General features: G+C 60.8%; 19 protein-coding genes and 6 pseudogenes. 17 read left to right on the forward strand and 8 right to left on the reverse strand.

Annotated elements, in window-relative coordinates:
- The first annotated feature begins 13 nt into the window (after positions 1 to 13).
- The 6 genes and pseudogenes from cutA to NKI22_RS19705 all read left to right on the forward strand — a co-directional run bounded on the left by cutA (position 14) and on the right by NKI22_RS19705 (position 2337).
- Entirely contained in the window at positions 14 to 295 is a 282-nt protein-coding gene (gene cutA / locus NKI22_RS19680) for a divalent-cation tolerance protein CutA (RefSeq protein WP_023722176.1), read from the forward strand.
- 4 nt (positions 296 to 299) lie between these two features.
- Positions 300 to 564 (forward strand): annotated as a pseudogene (locus tag NKI22_RS19685) (hypothetical protein); the annotation flags it as partial.
- Positions 565 to 1008: 444 nt separating this feature from the next.
- Positions 1009 to 1236 carry a hypothetical protein gene (locus NKI22_RS19690; RefSeq protein WP_023722175.1) on the forward strand — a complete coding sequence of 76 codons (228 nt, stop codon included), beginning with the start codon at positions 1009 to 1011 and terminating at the stop codon, positions 1234 to 1236.
- Positions 1237 to 1361: 125 nt separating this feature from the next.
- Positions 1362 to 1496 (forward strand): YHYH domain-containing protein, encoded by a 135-nt coding sequence (locus tag NKI22_RS19695; protein WP_156948257.1) that lies wholly within the window; start codon positions 1362 to 1364, stop codon positions 1494 to 1496.
- A 193-nt stretch (positions 1497 to 1689) separates the two neighbouring features.
- A complete protein-coding gene (locus NKI22_RS19700; protein WP_023722174.1) occupies positions 1690 to 1866 on the forward strand; it encodes a hypothetical protein in 177 nt (58 codons plus the stop codon).
- Positions 1867 to 1992: 126 nt separating this feature from the next.
- Complete coding sequence (locus NKI22_RS19705; protein ID WP_023722173.1) at positions 1993 to 2337, forward strand: hypothetical protein; 345 nt, start codon at positions 1993 to 1995, stop codon at positions 2335 to 2337.
- Between the two features lie 55 nt (positions 2338 to 2392).
- Here the strand turns inward: NKI22_RS19705 and NKI22_RS19710 are convergent.
- Positions 2393 to 3180: pseudogene (locus NKI22_RS19710) on the reverse strand (class I SAM-dependent methyltransferase).
- A 66-nt stretch (positions 3181 to 3246) separates the two neighbouring features.
- Here NKI22_RS19710 and NKI22_RS19715 point away from each other — a divergent pair.
- The 4 genes and pseudogenes from NKI22_RS19715 to istA form a co-directional block, all read left to right on the forward strand.
- Positions 3247 to 3453, forward strand: a pseudogene (locus NKI22_RS19715) (hypothetical protein); the annotation flags it as partial.
- A gap of 350 nt (positions 3454 to 3803) precedes the next feature.
- Complete coding sequence (locus NKI22_RS19720; RefSeq protein ID WP_023722169.1) at positions 3804 to 4055, forward strand: DUF982 domain-containing protein; 252 nt, start codon at positions 3804 to 3806, stop codon at positions 4053 to 4055.
- A 451-nt stretch (positions 4056 to 4506) separates the two neighbouring features.
- Positions 4507 to 4752 (forward strand): DUF982 domain-containing protein, encoded by a 246-nt coding sequence (locus NKI22_RS19725; protein WP_352496211.1) that lies wholly within the window; start codon positions 4507 to 4509, stop codon positions 4750 to 4752.
- 968 nt (positions 4753 to 5720) lie between these two features.
- A pseudogene (gene istA, locus NKI22_RS19740) lies at positions 5721 to 6275 on the forward strand (IS21 family transposase); the annotation flags it as partial.
- On the opposite strand, the pseudogene NKI22_RS19745 reads toward istA, so the two are convergent.
- A pseudogene (locus tag NKI22_RS19745) lies at positions 6276 to 6525 on the reverse strand (RES domain-containing protein); the annotation flags it as partial.
- A gap of 42 nt (positions 6526 to 6567) precedes the next feature.
- Here NKI22_RS19745 and NKI22_RS19750 point away from each other — a divergent pair.
- Positions 6568 to 6939, forward strand: a pseudogene (locus NKI22_RS19750) (MarR family winged helix-turn-helix transcriptional regulator); the annotation flags it as partial.
- 245 nt (positions 6940 to 7184) lie between these two features.
- Positions 7185 to 8300: a Fic family protein gene (locus NKI22_RS19755; protein ID WP_352484281.1), complete on the forward strand. Its 1116-nt coding sequence runs from the start codon at positions 7185 to 7187 to the stop codon at positions 8298 to 8300.
- 276 nt (positions 8301 to 8576) lie between these two features.
- Here the strand turns inward: NKI22_RS19755 and NKI22_RS19760 are convergent, their stop codons facing one another.
- Complete coding sequence (locus NKI22_RS19760; protein WP_502897706.1) at positions 8577 to 9566, reverse strand: Tim44 domain-containing protein; 990 nt, start codon at positions 9564 to 9566, stop codon at positions 8577 to 8579.
- Positions 9567 to 9917: 351 nt separating this feature from the next.
- Between NKI22_RS19760 and NKI22_RS19765 the strand changes: the two genes are divergently transcribed.
- The 5 genes from NKI22_RS19765 (at position 9918) to NKI22_RS19785 (ending at position 14800) form a co-directional block, all read left to right on the forward strand.
- Positions 9918 to 10637 (forward strand): FadR/GntR family transcriptional regulator, encoded by a 720-nt coding sequence (locus NKI22_RS19765; RefSeq protein ID WP_352958709.1) that lies wholly within the window; start codon positions 9918 to 9920, stop codon positions 10635 to 10637.
- Positions 10638 to 10652: 15 nt separating this feature from the next.
- The gene (locus tag NKI22_RS19770) at positions 10653 to 11858 is read left to right on the forward strand and encodes a mandelate racemase/muconate lactonizing enzyme family protein (protein WP_352915350.1); all 1206 of its coding nucleotides are present in this window, start codon (positions 10653 to 10655) and stop codon (positions 11856 to 11858) included.
- A 39-nt stretch (positions 11859 to 11897) separates the two neighbouring features.
- A complete protein-coding gene (locus tag NKI22_RS19775; RefSeq protein ID WP_352848460.1) occupies positions 11898 to 12881 on the forward strand; it encodes a sugar ABC transporter substrate-binding protein in 984 nt (327 codons plus the stop codon).
- A 204-nt stretch (positions 12882 to 13085) separates the two neighbouring features.
- Positions 13086 to 14066 (forward strand): ABC transporter permease, encoded by a 981-nt coding sequence (locus NKI22_RS19780; RefSeq protein ID WP_031194994.1) that lies wholly within the window; start codon positions 13086 to 13088, stop codon positions 14064 to 14066.
- Between the two features lie 2 nt (positions 14067 to 14068).
- Positions 14069 to 14800, forward strand: coding sequence for an ATP-binding cassette domain-containing protein (locus tag NKI22_RS19785; RefSeq protein WP_352484286.1), 732 nt, complete (start codon positions 14069 to 14071; stop codon positions 14798 to 14800).
- A 52-nt stretch (positions 14801 to 14852) separates the two neighbouring features.
- On the opposite strand, the gene NKI22_RS19790 is transcribed toward NKI22_RS19785, so the two are convergent.
- The 5 genes from NKI22_RS19790 to NKI22_RS19810 all read right to left on the reverse strand — a co-directional run bounded on the left by NKI22_RS19790 (position 14853) and on the right by NKI22_RS19810 (position 21016).
- Entirely contained in the window at positions 14853 to 15851 is a 999-nt protein-coding gene (locus NKI22_RS19790) for a sugar-binding transcriptional regulator (protein WP_352642023.1), read from the reverse strand.
- 98 nt (positions 15852 to 15949) lie between these two features.
- Entirely contained in the window at positions 15950 to 17005 is a 1056-nt protein-coding gene (locus NKI22_RS19795) for an NAD(P)H-dependent glycerol-3-phosphate dehydrogenase (RefSeq protein ID WP_352915341.1), read from the reverse strand.
- Complete coding sequence (locus NKI22_RS19800; protein WP_023722153.1) at positions 17006 to 18088, reverse strand: ABC transporter ATP-binding protein; 1083 nt, start codon at positions 18086 to 18088, stop codon at positions 17006 to 17008.
- Between the two features lie 80 nt (positions 18089 to 18168).
- Positions 18169 to 19494 (reverse strand): iron-containing alcohol dehydrogenase, encoded by a 1326-nt coding sequence (locus NKI22_RS19805; protein ID WP_352484289.1) that lies wholly within the window; start codon positions 19492 to 19494, stop codon positions 18169 to 18171.
- Positions 19487 to 21016: a xylulokinase gene (locus NKI22_RS19810; RefSeq protein ID WP_352915338.1), complete on the reverse strand. Its 1530-nt coding sequence runs from the start codon at positions 21014 to 21016 to the stop codon at positions 19487 to 19489. The genes NKI22_RS19805 and NKI22_RS19810 overlap by 8 nt, the downstream gene beginning before the upstream one ends.
- Positions 21017 to 21036 lie beyond the last annotated feature (20 nt).

The raw sequence follows: 21036 nt of genomic DNA on the forward strand, positions 1-21036 counted from the left end.
CGGGAGATTTGGGATGCGCAGTCGGGTGATATTCTCTTTGGCAATTCTGGTTCTGTCCGCAGTTCCGGCAGGAAGCAGCCTCTTTGACAAGAGCACATGCATGCAAGGTGCGAGCAGAATCGCGCGCGATTTAGCTGACCATTTCAATGGCGTCAGCGAGCGCTTGGCCGCCTGTGTCAACTACATTAACGACAGAGAGGTCGAGAACCATAATAGTCAGCAGGAATTGCTCCGCGAGTTGGCGCAGCAGATTGCAGCGTTGGAGATTAGAGTCAGCGAACTTGAACAGCGCTAGTCGAATGCCCCGCCAATCTATCGCTGAAGAGCTTGAAAGCGCCGCCGACCGCATCGCGGACATCTCACGCGCGGATCTGCAGGTCATCCTGCGCCGCGCCGCATTAATGCTTAGAAACGTCTCCGGCGCCCGCAACGGAGGACGCTCTCAACTCCATCGCGGCTGAAATGAAAATCAGTAGATCCGACCGCATTCAGATCGTGCTGGAAACCAACGCCTATCTGCCGGTCCGGGCGATCGATGAGGAAAGCGAGACGGACGGCAGCGCGCAGGCTGGTACGGGACCTCTATGCAGAAGACCCGCCGCTACATTTGCGAAGCGACGGGCCTCCGCCCCATTCCCCCATACCTGACCTTGCAAGTGCGGTGCCAGACGCATTGACCCATTCCGGGGCACCTTATGGCTTCTACACAGCGGAATTTCCACCACGTACGTCGTTCGCATGTTTCGATTCTATTAGCTTGAGCGCATGTATTCGCCAGCCAGGCGAGCACCCCCGAAGGCTCGCTGGTCAGGCCCAGCGGCCTCCAGCTGCCAGTCCCCCCGCAACCAAGCCGCTGGGCCGTCCCCGTTAGGGCGAAGCGCTAAGACCTTGCTTGCACCGCTCAAATGAATGGCAATTTTCCGTCTGAATGCGTTTACGGTCCATTGTCTGCGACCAGCATGGGTGTCGCGTGGGAGGCACAGTAACTCCCCTTTTAAAGGCGTCGAGATGCTACGAGCACCGCAAAGCCAGTTCCTGAGACCTGAAGATCGGGCGATCTGCCAGCGGGTGGTCGACCAAATAACCGCCGACGCTAAATGGTACAGCACCTCGATAGACGGTCAGATTCTGGCCTCGACGACGCTGACTCTCTTTCAATCCGGGGTCGTCAATGAAACGAATTTGCTGGCACATGTTCGCGCGCGCCGCCACGACTTCACTAAGCTGACCGGCTAGCTCTTCACCTTCGGCGTGATCTCTTCGATCTTGGCGCCGGCCCCCGATCTAGCGCGCCTCCGGCAAGTTGCTTGGACCTCTCCTGCAAAGATACTTTGGTGCAGATTAATTGAGGGAGGGCTAAAATGAAATGTGCAATTCTGGCCGTATTGGCGGCTTTGACCTTGGCTTTTGCGACCAGCGCCTATGCACACAGCGGCGGCACCGACAGCAATGGTTGTCACAAGAACCACAAGACAGGCGACTACCACTGCCACTGACTATGCGGCCCTCTGAATGACCCGCCTATCTGTTGCGGAAGAGCTTTGAAAGCGCCGCCGACCGCATTCACTTCCCTCCTCGTCATGACGAACAGTGTTCGTTCGAATGATGCTATTCCGTTGCCTTGAGCGCAAGTTTTTGATCAGCCAGCACAGCGCCTCCTCTTAAGCTTGCTGGTGGTCAAGGCCCGCGATGAAACGGCCAATCAAATACGACCCCAAGCGCCACGTGCGCTACGATCCGGACCTGCTGCCCCGCACGGGGCACAGGTACAAGCCAGCCAAACCGGCCCACGATGCCGTATGGTGGCCCAATGTCATCTCGGCAATTGCTATTGCCGGTTTCTTCCTCACGTTCATCTGGAGCTAAGACAATGCTACCTTTTGTGCAGGCAGATGGCTCTCAGGCAGGCCGTGCTCAGCCTTTTGTGCAAGAAGTTCGTACCGCGGGTGCTCATTCCGTAGTTCCTTCGTCCCTGAAATCCTGCAACGACGCGTGCCGCAAGTCGTCCTCGCCGCGCAGATGCTTCACACGGCCAATGACTGGCGGCTGGAGAGTTTCCCGACGCTTGCGCAGGCCCAGGGCGCTGCAAGCCCGACCTCGCTTGCGGCGGAGGTCGCAGGCAAGGTCTGGCTGTTCACGCTCGGACCGAAGGATGCCAACTGCGCGTCCCGCAGTTCACGCTTCAGTAGCGAAGCCTGCTTTCACCACACGCTAGCAAAGCGCGAGGCAACCAAGAAGCCCGCGCCTCTGGCGGGGAGCGCGGGCCCGATCGGGTTGCGGCCCGATCTGCAGCGGGCAGTGGAGGGAGCGTGCCTAATGGTCACAGGCAATTATTAGAAATCCCTAAAGTTCCACCCTGACTAGAGCGACCGACGCCGGCGCGCCGAGGAGTTTACTTTGGCTTTGTCGCGCAGATCGCGAAGCGGTGCTGGGTGGCGCGTTCGAGCGCCTTGGGCCAACTCATCTGTTGAGCTTGGGCGCGATGGATCGCAACCAGTTTCCAGACGACGACGGGCTGATCGAGCCCGGCTTCGGCCAGCAGGCGCCCTATCTCTTCCGCCCGTGCGCCGCCCGAGAAACAGACACGGGCAAGAATGCTCTGGTGGCGTCTGGCCATGGAGGCGAGGTCATTGTCCACGACCCCCGACTTGCCGGTTGTGAGCTTCTCCCAAAGTTCCCGCAAACTCGTCGCCCAGTTGCGGCTGACAAAATCGCCGTCGATGACCAGCAGCTTGCCGCCGGGCTTCAGCAGCGAACCATTCGGCAAACGCGGCCTTCGGCTCCACCAGCGTCCAGACCAGGTGACGAGTGGCGATGACATCGTAGCTCGCCTTGTCCTCGAGCGTCCGCTCGGCGTCCCCTATGATGAAGCGTATACCGGCGCCGCGGTTTTGTGCCTTGGCGCGTGCCTTGGCGAGCATGGCTTCTGAGCAGGTCGAGGCCCGTCAGCACAAACCCCAGATCGTGAATCTAATGCGAAATCACGCCCGTCCCACAGGCGAGATCCAACGCCACCCGTCCGGCGCCGGGTCCGAGGTGTTTGCTTATGAGCGCATCCGATGCGGCGCGCTCCTGCTCGGAAAAAATCTCGTGACCGACCTGCAGGTCGAAGGTCTCGGCGCGATCGGACCAATAGTCCCGAATTTCGTCGCGCAGCGAATAGTTTGCGTGAGCCGTCATCACCCGAAATGCTCTCCCCCAAAGCGGTACATTGGAATTGCTCTAAAAGATAATTCTTGATTACACCTCCGGTTCGCCGACAAATGCATCGTTATCGCCGAGGGCCGGATGTTCGCCTGCGGCACGCCGGAAGATGTCGTCACGCCGGCGCTCTTGCGTGATGTGTACCGCGTCGAGGCGCGGATCGAGCGCTGCTCGCGGGGCATCGGTCATGTAATGGTGGATGGCGTCGCGGACGAAACGGCAGCAGCTTGGCGGTTCCAACTTCTCTGACGGGGATTGTTAGGGCCTCGCCAGTGGGAAACGCAGGGCGCGCGCGGGGGGCCTCGCGCGAGCCAGTTATCCGATCACCCGCCCAGATTTTTGTATCAAACATTCTGGCCCCCTTAAGGAACAAATCCGCTCGAGGTGCAGTTCGGTCCTTTTAAGATGTAGGCCCGAATCTGGTTGAAATCGATAAAGCCAAACAGAAGGTTATTGCCGAAGTTGTGCGGCGGTGGATCACCTCAGAGGTAATCCGCAATTACCTTCGCAACATGCTAAATCTGCCTGTAGAACGGGAGCTGCCGGCTGAGCAAAGGTATTTGCTGGAGGAACTTGATAGGGCCGACAAAGAGTGACGTATGGCTCTCCACTGGTTCAACCCTCCGGTCCCTGTCAGGACCGAGCGTCCCGGGATCATCCGCAACGTCAACAACGCCGAGAAAGCCGGCGAGGAGCTGATGAAGTGGACCAAGCGTGGGCCTTGCTGGGACCTCGCGGTGCGCGTTTGCATGGCCGTGATATTCGACGAGATGGGAGCTGAGGAGGCCCGTAAGGCATTCCTGGCTGCCGCTAAGGAGGAGGGGACGTTACTTCCCCCCAACGGCAAATAGCTAAATTCGATTGCAAAGTCAGTCTCTAGCCACGAGGGCCCGCCGCCCGTGAGAAAAGCGACGGACCCGACAGCGGGTGCATCCACGAAGAATCGACCGCTGCGAGTTCTAAACCCGCGAAGACCTGCGTTGTTCCCTTATCAGCGGAGGCTGCAACTGGGTTGGTCAGCGGGCTCTTGCCGCTCTAAGTTCATCCTCATGGGTCCCTTCTGGTTCTCTCCACCGATCTACGTGAAGACGAAACGTCCAGGCATTCGCCATGGGGTCAGCCACGTCGAGGGAGCCGCCGAGGAACTCATGGCGTGGGACACAAAGGGCCCGAGGTGGACCAAGGCTGTCCAATCCTGCGTCGATGCACTCGAGGGCAAATCCTCCCCCAAGAGGTCCGTGAAGCCTTCGAGGCGGCTGCCAAGGAGGCCAACGTGTATCTCTCCCCTGAGTAGGAGGTATCATGGCAACCCATTGGTTCGTCCCTCCGGTGTTCGTGAAGACTGAAACCGGTGTCAGGCATGGCTGCAACAATGCGAGGGCAGCCCTTGAGCAGCTCAAAACGTGGACCCGGAGAGGACCCTGCTGGCATAAGGCGGTGACGCTGTGCCTGTCAGATCTGGAGGGCGATTCGATTGACCCTCAGGTGGTGCGAAAGGCCTTTGAGGCTGCCGCAAAGGAGGCCAAGATGTATCTCTCCCCTGAGTAGGAGGTGTCGTGGCAACCCATTGGTTCTCCCCTCCAGTGTACGTCAAGACCGACCGACTTACGGGTCTAACAATGTCGAGGGTGCCGCCGAGGAACTCCTGAAGTGGACCAAGATGGGACCTAAGTGGCGGAAGGCTGGACAACTATACATCGACGCGCCGTCGAGGATCGGGCGACCCCGGAGGAGGCCCGTAAGGCCTTCGGGGCTGCTGCTAAGGAGGAGGGGATGTTCGTGCGAAACGTTGGCGAATAGATTCGCTATTTCGGTGCGTTAGCCTACAGTCATGAAGTCGCCAGCCAACTGTTAGGCAGCCGGCGATTGAGAGGGTGTCGTACTCTCGCCTCGTGAGGTGAGATGTTTAAGCGCTACGTCGGCACAAGCGCATTTTATCCGAATGATCTTGCGCTACTCCAACGAGTGTTCGACGAGATATGCGCAGACGGCAACCACGATGCAAGCTCGGGCGACGCTGAGATAATCGCGTCTACGCTATTGCAATTGTTCCAAGACGGAATGACTGACGAAGCGGCCTTGCTCGCTGAGATGCGCTCACGGCAACGCGACTTTATCCGTCATACTGGCTAAGCATCAGGAAGGGTCTCCCGTGTCCCTGTGCCCCTCGGCTGCGTGATCGGGCACTTTTTGATCTAGCCATCGACAGCAAGCTGCGTGGCTGTGATCTTGTGAAGCTTAGGATCGGCACGTTAGTCGCAGGTCCCGAAATTCGGACTCGCGCGATAGTGTTTCAGCAGAAGACAGGTCGTCCCGTTCAATTTGAGTTGATGGCTGACGCCCGAGCGAGCCTGCTCGCAGGGCTTGAGCGGCATGGGGGGGACAGTCGAAGACTTTAGCTGTGAATCGGCGTGCAAAATTGACCCCATAAGCCGGGGAATCGGCGTCCAATTTTGCCCCCCCTGATGCTTTGATTTGCGACCATCGGCTCGTCGTGGCGAGCGGATGGTGTGGGGATGAAGTCGGTGGATACGATTGCCCGGGTTCGGCGCGCCTTCCATGTGCAGGGATGGTCGCTCAAGCGGATTTGCCGCGAGCTGCCTGTGTCGCGGAACACCGTCCGCAAGATTCTCAGATCCAATGAGACATCGTTCTCCTACGAACGCGAGCGGCAGCCCAAGCCGAAGATCGGTCCGTGGCAGGATCAGCTTGACGGGTTTTTGAATGGCAACCGTGGCAAGGCGGCGCGCGAGCAACTGACACTGATCCGGATTTACGAAGAGCTTTGCAGTCTCGGCTACGAGGGTGGCTATGACGCCGTCCGCCGCTACGCGAAGAGCTGGGCGAAGGCGCAGGGGTCGGCGACGGCGGACGCCTATGTGCCGCTGTTCTTCGCGCCGGGCGAGGCCTACCAGTTCGACTGGAGCCACGAGATCGTCCTGATCAACGACGTGACGGTGACCGTGAAGGTCGCCCATGTCCGGCTCTGCCACAGCCGCATGATGTTCGTCAGGGCCTATCCGCGCGAGACGCAGGAGATGGTGTTCGACGCCCATGACAGGGCCTTTGCAAGTCATGTGGGCAAGGGCGGCGGGATCCATCCCTTCAGCTTTCAGGGCGTCCTCATCCCGGCTATCAAATATGCCCTCAATCTCGGCGTCATAGGCAAGCAGGGTGGTCGGCTGAAGGCTGCCGCCTGATTGGCTTCCCTCAGCGCCGCCACCCCCGATAGCGAAGAATAGAGCGCTGGTACGCCCTTTGGATCGAATCGTCCTCGGCGCCGCGGCCCGACAGCGGATGTCGCGCATAGATCGCTTGTATCGGCGGCGCATCGGATGTGCCCCTCCAATGCCATCAGGGGCAATGTCGAAGTGGCGCTTTCGGCGGTGCTACTTCCGGCAAAGGCAGCATGCCCCCTTAGAGATCACAACCAGACCCGAGGACCTCCCGGCGGCTTCCGGCGGGATTCGGCGGCCTGGTCAGCAGCTCTGCTTTGCGCTCTATTCGGCAAGCGGGCTGATGACCCGGCTTTACCGGCCGCTGCTCGATCCGCTGGGGCTGACCTACCCGCAATATCTGGCGATGCTCGCGCTATGGGAGCGAGCGCCAAGCACGGTGGGCGAGCTTGGCGAAGTGCTTGGGCTTGATTCGGCGACGCTGACGCCGTTGCTCAAGCGGCTGGAAGCATGCGGCCTGGTCACACGCCGTTGTCATCCCGTCGCACCACGTCGCGTGTCGCTGCACGTGCGGGGTATGAAGAACTTAAGCCGCTCATTGAGCTGGGAGAAAAAACCGAAACGTTCGAGCAACGATTGAGCGCGGCCCGCAATGCGGCGGCCCTACAAGCATGATTAAATTGATCTGGATGGTTAGCCGTTGGATCGCGCCGGGGCAAAGCCGCGACTTCTGAGGCATAGAGAAGATTGCTATAGCTCACAATTGTTGCTATCGTGAGTTATAGAAAGGTGCCCTATAACTTCATGGTATGGAATTGGGAGCAGGCGGACTGGCCGCATTTTACCTACGATAAGAAGGCGTTGGAACCGCTGGAAAGCGAGTTCCTGTTGCGATCGGGCGAGTTCCTAGGCGTCTTTCGTCATGTCGGTTCCGACGATCGCGACCAGATCCGCATCGATCTTATCAGCGAAGAGGCCTTGAAGACATCCGCGATTGAGGGGGAGTACCTCGACCGCGAGAGCCTGCAATCATCCCTGCGCCAGCAACTTGGTCTGGGCGGCGAGACCAGGCGTATTCCGCCTGCCGAGCGGGGCATCGCTGAAATGATGGCCGATGTCTACTTGCATTTTGCCGATACGCTGACGCATCGCACTCTTTACGCTTGGCATACGATGGTGATGTCGGGTGAGCGTCGTATCGAGACCATCGGCAACTACCGCCAGCATGCCGATGCCATGCAGATCGTTTCCAATCGGCTGGATAAGCCCAAAGTTCATTTCGAAACGCCGCCCTCCGCGCGGGTGAAACCCGAAATGGATGCCTTCACTACTTGGTTCAACGATACCTCACCCAAAGGCAAGACACCGCTCCCAGCGTTGACGCGTGCCGCTATCGCGCACCTTTATTTCGAGAGCATTCACCCGTTCGAGGATGGCAACGGTCGCATAGGCCGTGCCCTCTGCGAAAAGGCGCTGGCGCAAAATCTGGGTGAGCCCAGCCTCATCGCGTTGGCCTATACGATAGAGCGCCGCCGCAAGGCCTACTACGACCATCTGGAGGCCAGCAACACGAGCAACGCGGTAACAGATTGGCTGCTCTACTTCGCCAACACGATCCTCGAAGCGCAGCGCGTAACGCTCGCTCGTGTCGAATTCTCCGTCGTCAAGGCCAAGTTTCACGAACGCTACCGGGATCACTTCAACGAGCGCCAGGAAAAGGTCATCGCCCGGATGTTCCGCGCGGGCATCGACGGGTTCAAAGGGGGGCTCAGCGCCGAGAATTATATCGCCATCACGCAGGCATCGCGCGCGACGGCAACAAGAGATTTGCAGGACCTCGTTGCCAACGGTGCACTGATAAGAACCGGCGAACGGCGACACACACGTTACGCGTTGAACATTCTTGATGGCCGCACGTAAACCAGAAGAGGCAGGCTGTCAAAGAGCCTGCCTGCCTGAGCATCGAGGGGTGGCGGGGTGCAACCCGGCAGGAGGTCGTCGATTGGGTTACACGAGACCGGAAACGCAAAAAGTCGCGCGGTGCGATGCTGATTGTCCGGTCCCGGTTGAAGCCGGTGGTATAGTGTTACCTCAACGCGCGTTGGGGGAAAGAAGCGCGCGGAAGGGGCGCGCTGGCCTTCGAGTGGTAGCGAGAAACCTGAACAAAACTCTTGGCAGACATCAAGGCCGGGCACATCAGCTCGGCTGCTGTATTGCGGCAAGCTTCCAGTCACCGCCGTTCTGCCGCGTAAAGGTCCACAGTTCGGTTGTCTCTGTCGGCTGATCGGCCTGGCCCTCGACAATCTTGTCACTGATGCGATCGCGGGTCACGTCGCGAGACTCGTAGCGCAAAGCAGCGGTCGCGTAGTCGCGGTCATTCTCCCGCCAGCTTTCCGCAATATCGGCCTCCAACAGGCTGACGTCCGACACGTCATTCCGGACGCCCTTTTTGGCATTATCGGCAAGTTCCTCGGACAGATAGGAAACCATCTCGGGCGTCACCAACCGGCGCAAGGCAGCATGGTCCTCGCGCCCGAATGCTTCTTGAACTTCCGTCAGCCGTTGCTGGAACGTGTCGAGGTCGGTTTTAGTGAGCGTGATCTCATCGGAAGGGCTGGCCTGGCTCGTTCCGCCAAATCCCGACCCGATGCCTGGGATGGGGAATGCTTGGACGTTGCTCGGCTCGGGCCGGGCTGCTGCGCTTCGCCCAAAGCTCCCAGCACCTCGCGAGGCACCGGCCATAGCGGGCTCTGGGTTTTGCGCCGATTGCGAGCGGAAAAAGCGAATGGCCAGCATGACCACGCCGCCGATCAGCAGCACTTGAAGGAGAAGGCCGAACATGCCGGCCAAGCCGCCGAACCCATGGCCCAAAAGAACGCCGATCAAGCCGCCGAGCAGCAGCCCCCGCATCATCGATCCACCGAGGCCGTTGAAGAAGCCTGGGCGCTGGAATGCCTGCGGCAGGCGGGCCGCATTGTTCGTTGCCGCATTGGGCGTCATCGAGCGCTCGACCGGTGCGGAAGGCTGTGGCGCCGTCCTGGTCGGCGGGACCGGCTGGAAAGTGCGCATGCCGCGACTGCCGAAGCTGCCGCCACGGCGCGCATCGGCGTGATCCACAGCGACCATGGAAAATGCCAGGAACAATCCCGCAAACAAAATTGCAAACCGTCCTGAACGCGAAATCAGCATAGGCAAGTCCTCAAGTGACACTCTTTCCGCTCATATGGGGTGCGTCGATCGAAATATCAGTGAATCATCCGCCAAGAAAATTCGAACGACATGGTCGGCGGCACGCCGCTGTTCACGACGAGAATGTCGAGCGCACCAAGCAGACAATCGCCTGCTCGACCGCGCGGGCTCCTGCACCCGGCCGACCCGGCGACGGTCGCGTCAAGAGCATCTTTCGTGCAAGCCTCTTGCCATCGGTCTCTTGGCGACGACGCCGGCCCGCCTGATCTTGACATACATCTTTCTTGCATACTATCAACACCTCAGGCAAACCTGCCATACAGGTTGGCCCCCTGAACTGGAGATTGCGTGAGCACGGCGGTATCCGCAAAACATTCCGACGCAGCGAGCCTGGTCAGCAATACGATCGGCGAGATCACGCGCCATATTCGCGCGCATGAACTCGGGCCCGGCGACCGGCTGCCCAGCGAGGCCGCGCTTTCGAGACAATTGAGCGTCTCGCGCACCGTGGTTCGCGAGGCCTTCAGCTCGCTCGCCGCCATGCGGCTTATCGACCTGAGGGCAGGCAGACGGGCTACCGTCGCCGAGCTGGATTATGGCGCCATGTCGCTGGTGATCGAGCATGGCGTCCACACCGAGCAGATCACGGTGCAGCAAATCTACGACGTGCGCCGCACGATTGAGACCCGCACCGCCATGCTGGCGGCCTTGCGCAGAACAGCCGACGAAATGGAAAGGATCAGGACGCATGCGCTCGCCATGCGCGAGAATTTCCAGCGGCCGGAACAGGTCATGGAGCACGATCTCGCCTTTCACCTCGAAATCGCCAAGGCTGCAAAGAATCCGGTTTTCAGCCTCATCGTCGGCGCGTTCGAGCGCGTATCGCGCCAGACCTGGCCGATCGGCTGGCGGAGCCGCCCTTCGGATGCCGAGCAGTTGGAGATGATCCAAATCCATATCGATCTCGCCGAAGCAATCGAGACCGGTGATCCTCAGTCCGCTCGCGACCTGATGGCGAGGCATTTTGACGAGAGCGTCAAGGCCCTGCTGGCGGCTGGCATCGCCTGAGGAGCGGGGTGCGCGATGAAGATCACGAAACTGGAAACGCTGCGGATCAAGGAGCGGCCGAACCTTCTCTGGGTCCTGGTTCACACGGACGAAGGCCCCGTTGGGCTGGGCGAGACCTTCTTCATGGCCGAAACCGTCGAGACCTATCTGCACGAATATGTCGCGCCGTGCGTGATCGGGCGCAACCCCTTGCAGATCGACCTGCTTGCCGCCGATCTCGTCGGCTATCTCGGTTTCCGATCGACGGGCGCGGAAGTCAGGGGCAACTCCGCTTTCGATATCGCACTGTGGGATCTGTTCGGAAAGGCGACGGGTCAGCCGATCGCACAACTCCTCGGCGGTTTCACCCGGCACGAGATCAGGACCTACAACACCTGTGCCGGTACCGAATACATCAAGAAGACCACCGGCCAGACGACGGCCAATTACGGGCTCGATAAGCCCGGCGACGCCTATGATGATCTGAACGGCTTCCTTCACCGCGCCGACGAACTGGCGCATTCGTTGTTGGAGGAAGGCATCACGGCCATGAAGATCTGGCCCTTCGACATGGCCGCCGAGAAAACGCGCGGCTTGTATATTTCGCAGCCTGATTTGAATTCCGCGCTGGCGCCATTCGAGAAAATCCGCAATGCGGTCGGCGACAAGATGGACATCATGGTTGAATTCCATTCAATGTGGCAGCTGCTGCCGGCCATGCAGATCGCCCGCGAGCTTGCCCCCTACAAGACCTTCTGGCACGAAGATCCGATCAGGATGGACAGCCTGTCCAGCCTGAAACGCTATGCCGAGGCTTCGCTGGCGCCGATATCGGCTTCGGAGACGCTCGGTTCCCGGTGGGCCTTCCGTGACCTTCTCGAGACCGGGGCGGCCGGCGTCATTATGCTCGATATCAGCTGGTGCGGCGGGCTCTCGGAGGCGCGCAAGATCGCTGCCATGGCTGAAGCATGGCACCTGCCGGTCGCGCCACACGACTGCACCGGTCCAGTTGTGCTCGGCGCATCGACCCACCTGGCGCTCAATGCGCCGAACGCGCTCGTCCAGGAGAGTGTCAGGGCCTTCTACAAGACCTGGTACCGCGACCTTGTGACCGCTTTGCCGCAGGTGAAGAACGGCATGATCACCGTGCCTTCCGGACCGGGCCTCGGCATGGAACTGAACCCGGAGATCGATCGCGCCTTCACGGCGCTTCGACGGGTGACCGACGCATCGACTCTCTGAAAATGAACCTGAAGCAGCTTTCAACGGAGGAGGAGAACCATGAAGAAGCTACTTATCTCGGCAGCCTTGGGAGCAGTACTGGCTGGAGGCTCGGCAATCGGCTCACGCGCGCAGGAGCCGATGAAAATCGTTTTCACACATCATTCGTCGGCGTCAAACCCGTTCTGGCAAGCTGTGAAGAAGGGGTTTGACGACGCCTGCGCCAAGATCCAGGCCAATTGCCAGATGGTCTTCACGCAGACCGAAGGCTCGATCGAGCAACAATCGGCCAACATGCAGGCGGCGCTCGCGGCAAACCCGGACGCGCTGATCACCTCGATCGTCGACAACAATGCCTTCGACCAGATCATCGCCGACGCCCGCGCTGCCGGCGTCACGGTCATCGCATCCAATGTCGACGACACCGAGGGAGCAGCCGGCAATGCCCGCCAGGCTTTCATCGGCCAGGGCTTCATTCCCGCCGGCTACGAACTCGGCAAGAAGATGTCCGAGTTCTTCCCCAAGGAAGGCAAGATCAGGGCCCTCGTCGGCGTCTCCGCGCCCGGTCAGAACTGGTCGGAACAGCGCGCTGCCGGCGTCATGAAGTTCCTTGAGGAATACAAGGCCGCGAATGGCGGACGCGAAGTGGTCATTGAACGGCTCGACACCGGCACAGATGGCGCCGTCGTCGCCGATCGTGTTGGCGCCTATCTGTCTGCCCACCCGGACACCACGGTGTATTTCGACACCGGCCTTTGGCATGCCTACGTCGCCCAGGTACTGATCGATCGCGGCATCGAGCCGGGCAAGGTGCTGATGGGCGGCTTTGATATCGTCTCGGAAGTCCTGCAACAGATGGAAGCGGGTTATATCCAGGTCCAGGTCGACCAGCAGCCCTACATGCAGGGCTTCATGCCGGTGATGGAAGCCTATCTCGCCAAGAACGTCGGTCTGCTGCCGGCAGACATCGACACCGGCAAGGGCATCATCGTCAAGGAAGACGTGCCAAAGCTCAAGGGACTGGCCGCAAAGGGCGTGCGGTAGGCACGAAGCCGGCGTCCTCTCCTCGTTCTTACGGGGAGAGGTCGGCTGGACAAGGGGGAGGGCCAGGCAACACGGTCTTGGGCGTTGGCTCCGTCCCCATCCTCCAGCGGCATCTTCCCCGTCAAGGGCGGTAGAAGACAGAATGCCGCCATCCCCTTTGCCGATGCGATAACCAGCGGAAACGATCCCGAGCCGGAGCGAATGATGAAGCGTTTGATGAAGATTTATCTGGAGAAGCCGGAGCTTGCGGCGGTCGTGTTCCTGCTCCTGCTCCTCATCGTCTTTCAGATTCGCTCGAACGGCGTATTTTTGAACACACAGAACCTTCGCGGAATGCTTGGGCTGCTGCCCGAAATGGGGCTGGTCGCGATCGGCGTGACCCTGCTGATGATATGCGGTGAGTTTGATCTTTCGGTGGGCTCGGTCTTTGCGCTGACCCCGATGACCATGGCGGTGATGCTCGCGGCAGGCGTTCCGTTCGCGCCGGCCTTTGCCGCCGGCCTCGCGATCGCTGCCCTCATCGGCTTCTTCAACGGGTTCATAACGATTCGTTTCGCGATACCAAGCTTCATCACCACGCTTGGTATGCTGTTCATCGCGCGTTCGCTGACGGTGGTAATCTCCGGCGGCTTCCCTCCTGTCATACCAGCTAACGCTCTGCCCAAATGGCTGTTTACGGTCTATGTGGGACCGGGCGACCTCTTTCGCATGTCGTTCTTCTGGTTTCTCGCCGTGGCAATCCTGGTGACCGTGCTCCTGTCGCACACGAATTTCGGCAACTGGGTGCGCGCCACCGGCGGCTTTCTGCCCGCCGCGCAATCGATGGGCATCCCGACGGCCCGGGTGAAGGTCGCCTGCTTCATGATCTGTTCGGTGCTCGCCGGCTTTGCCGGTACCATTCAGGTGATGCGGCTCGGCGCCCCGCTGCCGTCGATCGGCGAGGGGCTGGAGCTGCAGGCCGTGTCGGCTGCCGTCATCGGTGGCGCCTCGTTGGCTGGTGGCATCGGCACCATCTTCGGCGGCATCATCGGGGCTGCCCTTATCCGCGTCATCGACAACGGACTGGTGCTGAGCCAGGTTGACGCCAACTGGTTCAAGATGGCGATCGGCTTTCTGACTATCTTCGCGGTCGTCATGAACGCATGGCTTCGAAAGCGGGGCAGGGCAATGAAGGTGGAGACCTGATCATGGCGGCGCCCATCATCGCGATCAAGGGACTCCAGAAATGGTATTCCGGCGTCCACGCCTTGAAAAACGTTACGCTGGATATCTATCCCGACGAGGCACTGGGCCTCGTCGGCGACAATGGCGCCGGCAAATCGACGCTGATCAACATCCTCTCAGGCACCCAAAAGCCCGATGGCGGCGAGATCAGGATCGAAGGTGAACCGGTCCGCTTCTCTAACCCGCGCGACGCCATGGGACGCGGCATCGAGACGATCTACCAGTACAATTCCATGGTCCCGACCATGACCATCGCCCGCAACGTTTTCATCGGACGCGAGCCGGTGAAGGGTTCGGTTTTCGGTATCGGCATCCTGGACCAGAAGCGCATGCGTGACGAAAGCGTCAAGGCGATCGCCGACGTCGACCTGCATCTGCGGTCGCCCGACGCGCTGGTCGGCGAACTGTCGGGCGGCCAGCGCCAAGGCGTGGCGATCGCCCGGGCCATGCACTTCAAGTCGAAAGTCATGATTCTCGACGAGCCAACCAACCATCTCTCGGTGAAGGAAACGCGAAAGGTGATCGGCTTCGTTCGTGGCCTCAAGGCCCAGAACATCACTAGCGTCTTCATCAGCCACAACATGCATCATGTTTTCGAATGCTGTGACCGGGTCGTGGCGATGGCGCGCGGAGAGATCGTTCTGGACAAGCCGATCGGCGAGACTTCGATCGAGGAAATCCACGAGGTGCTGTGACGTGAAGCAGCAATTACTCGCGAGCCACTCTGCTGGTGGAGATCAGTCTGCGCTACGACTTTTCCGCAAGAATAGCCTCAGCGGTTTTCTCGTCGGTGATCAGCACATCGACGACTCCCAGACGCAACACGGCGCGCAGCACCGGAACCTTGTCGAGGCCGCCGGAGGGCAGGATCACAGTGTCGACGTCGCGCAGATGTTCGGGGGCGAGGCCGATGACGCGGCTGTTTAGCGGGTGATCGACGAGTTGTCCGTCGGCGCCGATCCAATGGCCGCAAATATCGCCGACCGCTCCGGCTTCGCGGAGTGATCTGAGATCATCGTCTCCTACCAGTCCGATCCGAAAGATGGTGGCGTCCTTGTGCACCGCGCCCACCGAAACGAAAGCGGCGTCAACGTCGCGGGCATGAGTGAAGGCGTCTTCCAGAATAGACTGGCGCATAAGCAGATCGCGTGTGGCCTCGGTATCCGTGAACACCGGTGCTGCGATGTAGAAGCATTCCGCGTCGAAGAGCGCCGCGAGCCGGGAAGCGATCTCGTAGATGTTGATCGCCGATCCACGTGTGAGCCCGCCAAGCAGGGAAACGATCGACATTCCTTTGACCGGGCGCACGGTCACCGACCGCAGACTGAGCTGGAGCGTCCGCCCCCATCCCACGCCCACCGATATCCCGTCACGGATTCTAAGCGACAGGGCTTCGCCGGCGGCGGCTGCGATGACCTGTGGCACCAGAGCAGGATCCGGCGGTGTCGGGACCACGATTGGATCCGAGACACCATAGGCGTCCCGCAGCCGGTTCTCCAACTCGATGCAGTTCGCCACCTTGGAATTGATGCGAATCTGAACGATCCCCCGCTGGCGCGCATGCGCCAGCATCCGGTTGACGCGAAGGCGGGTCAGGCCAAGAGACTTGGCGATTTGCGCCTGGGTGAGGTCACCGACATAAGCAAGCCAGGCGGCGCGCACGAGCAGCCCTTCCTCTCGATCGGCCGTGACGGAACTCGTTACGGCTTGGCGGCCGTCGCGTTTCTTTCGTGCTGGTTTCTCCATCAGATCATCCTGTCCACTCCGCGGCAGCGGGTTCAGAGCGGGCTCGGCCGAGCCATGTGCTCATCGATATGAGGCATCAATCGAGTTTCCCGGCTCCGCTAGCCTCGATGATAGCGGTCGAAGGACAAAACCAGCGGAGCATCATGGCAAATCGCGTCGATGATGGCAGTCGTCAGCGGCAGGCGATCATGGGGAAGTACACCCCGGCCCATCATATTCTTCAAAGCCTGACCAAGGTCCAGCGCCAGTTGCGCCCCCTCAACCGTGTCCGAACTCATATGTTCGCGCTTCGCCACGGAATAGGGCAGGCCGCGGCCGAGCAGGCGTCCCATGCGACCGTTACGGCCCGCCTGGCAGGTCACATAAAGATCGCCGGAGCCGGCCAGCCCCAGCACTGTTTCGATTTTTCCACCCAGAGCTTCGACCAGAATCGCCATCTCGGCGAGGGACTGCGAGAAAAGCGACGAGGCAAGGTTGTGCATGAGCGTACCGTTGGGCGCCTTGCCGTCTCGCTCAAGCAGCCCGACGGGAGCCCCAACGGCGAGTGTATAGAAGTTCTTGAAAGCGGCGCAGATCTCGACGCCAATGAGATCGGATGATGGTCGCGCATGATAGAAAGGCGCGCGCAGGATGCGTGACGCCGCGGCCAGCTGGTCGGGATCGTGCCCAGCCACGATCACGGAGGTATCGCGCTGTGCGGCCAGTTCGCCGGCAATGCAAGGTCCGCCGACGGCCATCACCGAGATCGACAAGCCAGTACGTTGCTCAATCTCGCGGGCAAGCAGATGCGGCAGGATTTCGATGCCTTCGTCGCTCGCGGCGAGTCCTTTCGTAATCATAAGTATCGGCATGGGCGACTTGATGCTTTCAGCAATGCGGTCGATCGCCCAAGGAACGCCGGCCGACGAGACGCCGAGTACAAGCAGGTCGGCTCCATCGTTCATCGCCGTCCCGAATTCGGTCCAGGAACAGGCGGCTACCGCGTCAGGCAGAGTGATGTTGAGGCGAGGGTGATGACCTGTGTCGGCCACAGAGCCGACGATCTCCTCGTCGAGATGGGTGCCGACAAGAGTGATGCGGTTACCCGCGTGAGCGGCCGGAAGCGTCATCGCAGAGCCCATGACGCCAGCGCCGAGGATAATGATCTTCGCCATTCAGCTTCTTTCCTTGTCCAGCCGCTCGCCGCTGCCTTGGTCGAACAGGTGGATTCGCTCAGGCGCTGGCTCCAGGTGGATCACAGCTCCAGGAGAGAGCTCCATGCGGTCATGCAGCACCGAGCAGATCGCAATGTTGCCCATGGCGGCAAAGATATGGATTTCGGGGCCAGTCGGCTCGACAACCGTAATTCTCGCCGGGATGCCGCGCCCGTCTGCCACAGGTCGAAGATGTTCGGGCCGAATGCCATAGATCACCTTTTGGCCGGGCCGGACCGCAGCCTCTGGCGGAAGCGGGAGGGATAGCTCGTCGGTCCGCACCACCCAGGCGTCGCGCTCGGAAGCCACCTCGCCATGGAACATGTTCATTGCGGGCGAGCCGATGAAGGAGGCGACGAAGAGGTTTGCCGGGCGATCGTAGACATCAAGCGGGCGCCCGATCTGCTCGATCTGGCCGTCGCGCATGATGACGATGACATCGGCCATGGTCATGGCCTCGATTTGGTCATGCGTGACATACACGGTGGTGGTCTTCAGCCGCTGGTGGAGCTCCTTGATTTCCGTGCGCATTTGCACGCGCAGCTTGGCGTCGAGGTTGGACAGCGGCTCGTCGAACAGGAAGACAGTTGGGTCTCGCACGATAGCGCGACCCATGGCGACGCGTTGCCGCTGGCCGCCCGAAAGCTGGCGGGGATACCGTTCCAGATAAGGGGTCAGATTGAGGATCGATGCCGCCCATCCGACCTTCTGTTTGATTTCTTCGTTGGGGCGTTTCTTCAACTGCATGGAAAACGCCATGTTGTCGAAGACGGTCATATGCGCGTAAAGCGCGTAATTCTGGAAGACCATCGCGATATTGCGGTCTTTGGGATGAAGTGTGTTGACGACCCTGTCTCCTATCGTGATCTCACCGGACGTGATGGGCTCGAGACCGGCTATCATGCGCAACAGTGTGGACTTGCCGCACCCGGACGGCCCCAACAGAACGACGAACTGGCCATCCTCGATCGAGAGATCGAGTCCATCGATAATCGAGAGGGCGCCATAGTCTTTCTTTATGTTGCTGATGGTGACAGACGCCATAAATTGTTATCCTTCGATTGCCCTTGCCGGTTGGGTTCAACTTTCGCCATGCGAGTCATTGGCGACGGTCGGATGCGGTCTCACCATTCGCTCTCCAGAAACTCCTCCAGCAGCCCTGCATCGGCGGCCAGATTGACAAAGGACCATCGGCCACGGATTTCCCGCGAATAGCGAATGGCGTCGTGCCAAAGCGCGCGCGGCAGGCCTAGTTCTGTGCCGGTGACCGGCCCCCCGGCAGCCTTGAGTGCTGCCTCCATGCGGGCAACCGGCATCGCCATCGGCCGAACCTCCTGGCGCAGTGCCGGCCAGATTTCTGCAAGCCTGCGGTTGAAGATTTCCGTCTGGCGGGCGTCGAGTGCCGTCTTCTTCATCTCGGCAATGCAAAGTGGTCCAAGTTGTGCCCCATAGCGGGCCAGCATCGCCGCCTCGTCGATGGCGGTCGGCTTCACCTGCGGTGGCTCTTTCATGTCCAGCAGCCGCGCTTGCAGACGCGCCATGACCATCGAGGCAACCCCCACCTGCTGACCGTGCGTGGTGCCGGGATGATGGTCTTGCGCGAACATGTCGACCCAATGGGAAATCTGGTGCTCTCCCATGGATCCAGGATGGGAAACGCCGGCAAAGCACACACCCATCGAGCACAGCGTCAAGACGCGCTGGAGATGCCCGACAGCGGTGACGTCATGCCTGGCAAGGCCAGGCGCATGGGCCAGCATCGGTCCCTCATCGCCCGCCTGCAGCAGGTAGGGCACGGCAGAATAGTAGGTGTCGAACAGCCGATGCGAAGCCCACCAATCGATCTGGGCGGTGGGACGACACAGGCTGTCACCGAGCCCAGCGGCGCTGAGCCAGGCGGGCGCTGCGGCCGAAACGCCAAGGTCCAGGAAGATGCCCCGCGGCGCGTGCGAGGGCAGCGAGATCTTGAGCCCTGAAGCCAAGGTCACCGACGCTGTCGAAGCGCCATAGCCATTCATCGAGGCGGCCGTGCCGAAGACGGCATAGGGCCGCTCGTCGAGGAAGGTTGCATGCTTGCAGCTGTCGTTGAGGACGCCAGACCCGACGGCCACGACCCCGTCGGCGTGACGCGTCTTCTCCCTGACCATCTGGATCGTTGCCTCATCGCAGTCGAGGCCGTCAGGCAGCACGATTTCACTGATGTCGGCGATGGCGCGCAGCGCCTTCGCGACGCGCCGGCCCATCACATCGACGGTGTTGACATCGGACACAACAGCGATGCGACGGCCGAGCGCCAGGGGCGCAACGAGGTCCGCCTCGCGGCCCTCCGTCGTCTCCAGCAATTCGATCGTCTGGAACGGCAGGACGGCAGCCTCGCCTGTCTCAGGATCTTTCCAGCGTTCCGCGACAACGTCCTCGATCAACGCGTTCCAGTTGGTCGTTTCAGCCATGATTGGTCTCCATGAAGGCCGCGAGTCGCTGGTTCCAGGCTGAAAGCGTTGGCCAAAGATCGGCATGGATCGCAAGAAGTTCGGTGTAGAGCTCGGCCCGTTTCGCGTCCGGTTCGAAGGTTTTGGCCGGCTCGCTGGCCATTGCGCTCGACGCTTCGGCGATGGTGGAAAACCAGCCCACGCCCTTTGCCGCTGCCATCGCCGCGCCAAGCGAGGAGGCTTCCACCGTCGTCGAACGCTTTATGGGACGATCGAGTGCATCCGCCAGAATTTGCATCCACAGGTCGGACTTCGCTCCTCCACCGATGGCTATGAACTGGTCGATGGTCTGGGCGGCAGCCGCAGCGGCCCGCTGACTTGTCGCGGCCTGATGCAGCGCTATGCCTTCCAGCACGGCGCGATAGATGTCGCCGCGGCGGCTGGAGCCAGATAGCCCGGCAATCACACCACGGGCCGCGCTATCCCAGTGCGGGTCCATGACGCCCTGCCAGTAGGGCAGGAGCATTATGCCGCCTGCGCCGATCGGGCTGGCAGCGGCTTCGGCCTCGAGCGCCTCCAGAGCATCGCTTGCGCCATGCAGATCGACGCCAAGCATTTCGCGCGCCATCCAGTCGACGAGAAAAGTGCCGGCGCGAAGGCACGTCTCGTAGATATAGCCGTCATCGGCGACCGCCGTCTCGGTGCGGAAGGCCTGGTCGTGGACGTAGTCCGCGCCGAAGCTGCCGGAGACGACCGCCGTGCCGAGGTTGATGTAAGCGCATCGCGGCTGCAACACACCAGCGCCCGTTCCGGCGCATTGACCGTCGCCGCCGCCGGCGACGATCGGCGTGCCCTCGCGCAGGCCGGTCGAAATGGCCGCTTCCGAAGTCAGTTGGCCCAGAACGGTGCCGGGCCTCGCCAGGTCCGGCATCATGCGCCGGGCGATGCCCGCTGCGGCGAGTATTTCGTTCGACCAGTCCATAGCTCGCATATCGAGTATGCCCATCGGGTCGGCGGATGCGGTGGACGTCACCCACCGGCCGCTCAAGCGAAAGACCAGATAGCCGTGGACTTCGGCCATTCGCTCCACGCGGGCAAAAATCTCGGGTTGTTCCTCGCGAAACCAGATCATGCGGTAAAGGCAAGGAATGACGTCCAGCGGCTTGCCGGATATTGCGTGGACACGTGCTGCACCGAAGCTCTCGCCGAAGCGCCGTGCTTTCCCACGGGCGCGCTCATCGAGCCAGAGGGTCGCGGGCCCGACCGCCTGGCCCTCCTCGTCGAAAAGGCCGAAGCTCTCGCGTTGGTTGGCAATCGCAAGGGCGGCAATGCGTGCGGGCGAAACTGTTGCCGCGACAGAACGAAGCGCCGTGACCGTCGAGGCCCACCATTCGGCCGGATCCTGCTCGAAATAGCCCGAACGCGGGTTGGACATTGCAAGCGGTGCACGACCTTCAGCCACGGCCAGACCATTGCGGTCCCAGGCGATCGCCTTGGTTGCCGAGGTCGAGGAATCGATGCCGATGACGAGATCCGGAACCATTGCCGCCACATTGCCAAACG

Source organism: Mesorhizobium sp. M0778 (assembly GCF_040320105.1).
Classification (GTDB): Bacteria; Pseudomonadota; Alphaproteobacteria; order Rhizobiales; family Rhizobiaceae; genus Mesorhizobium.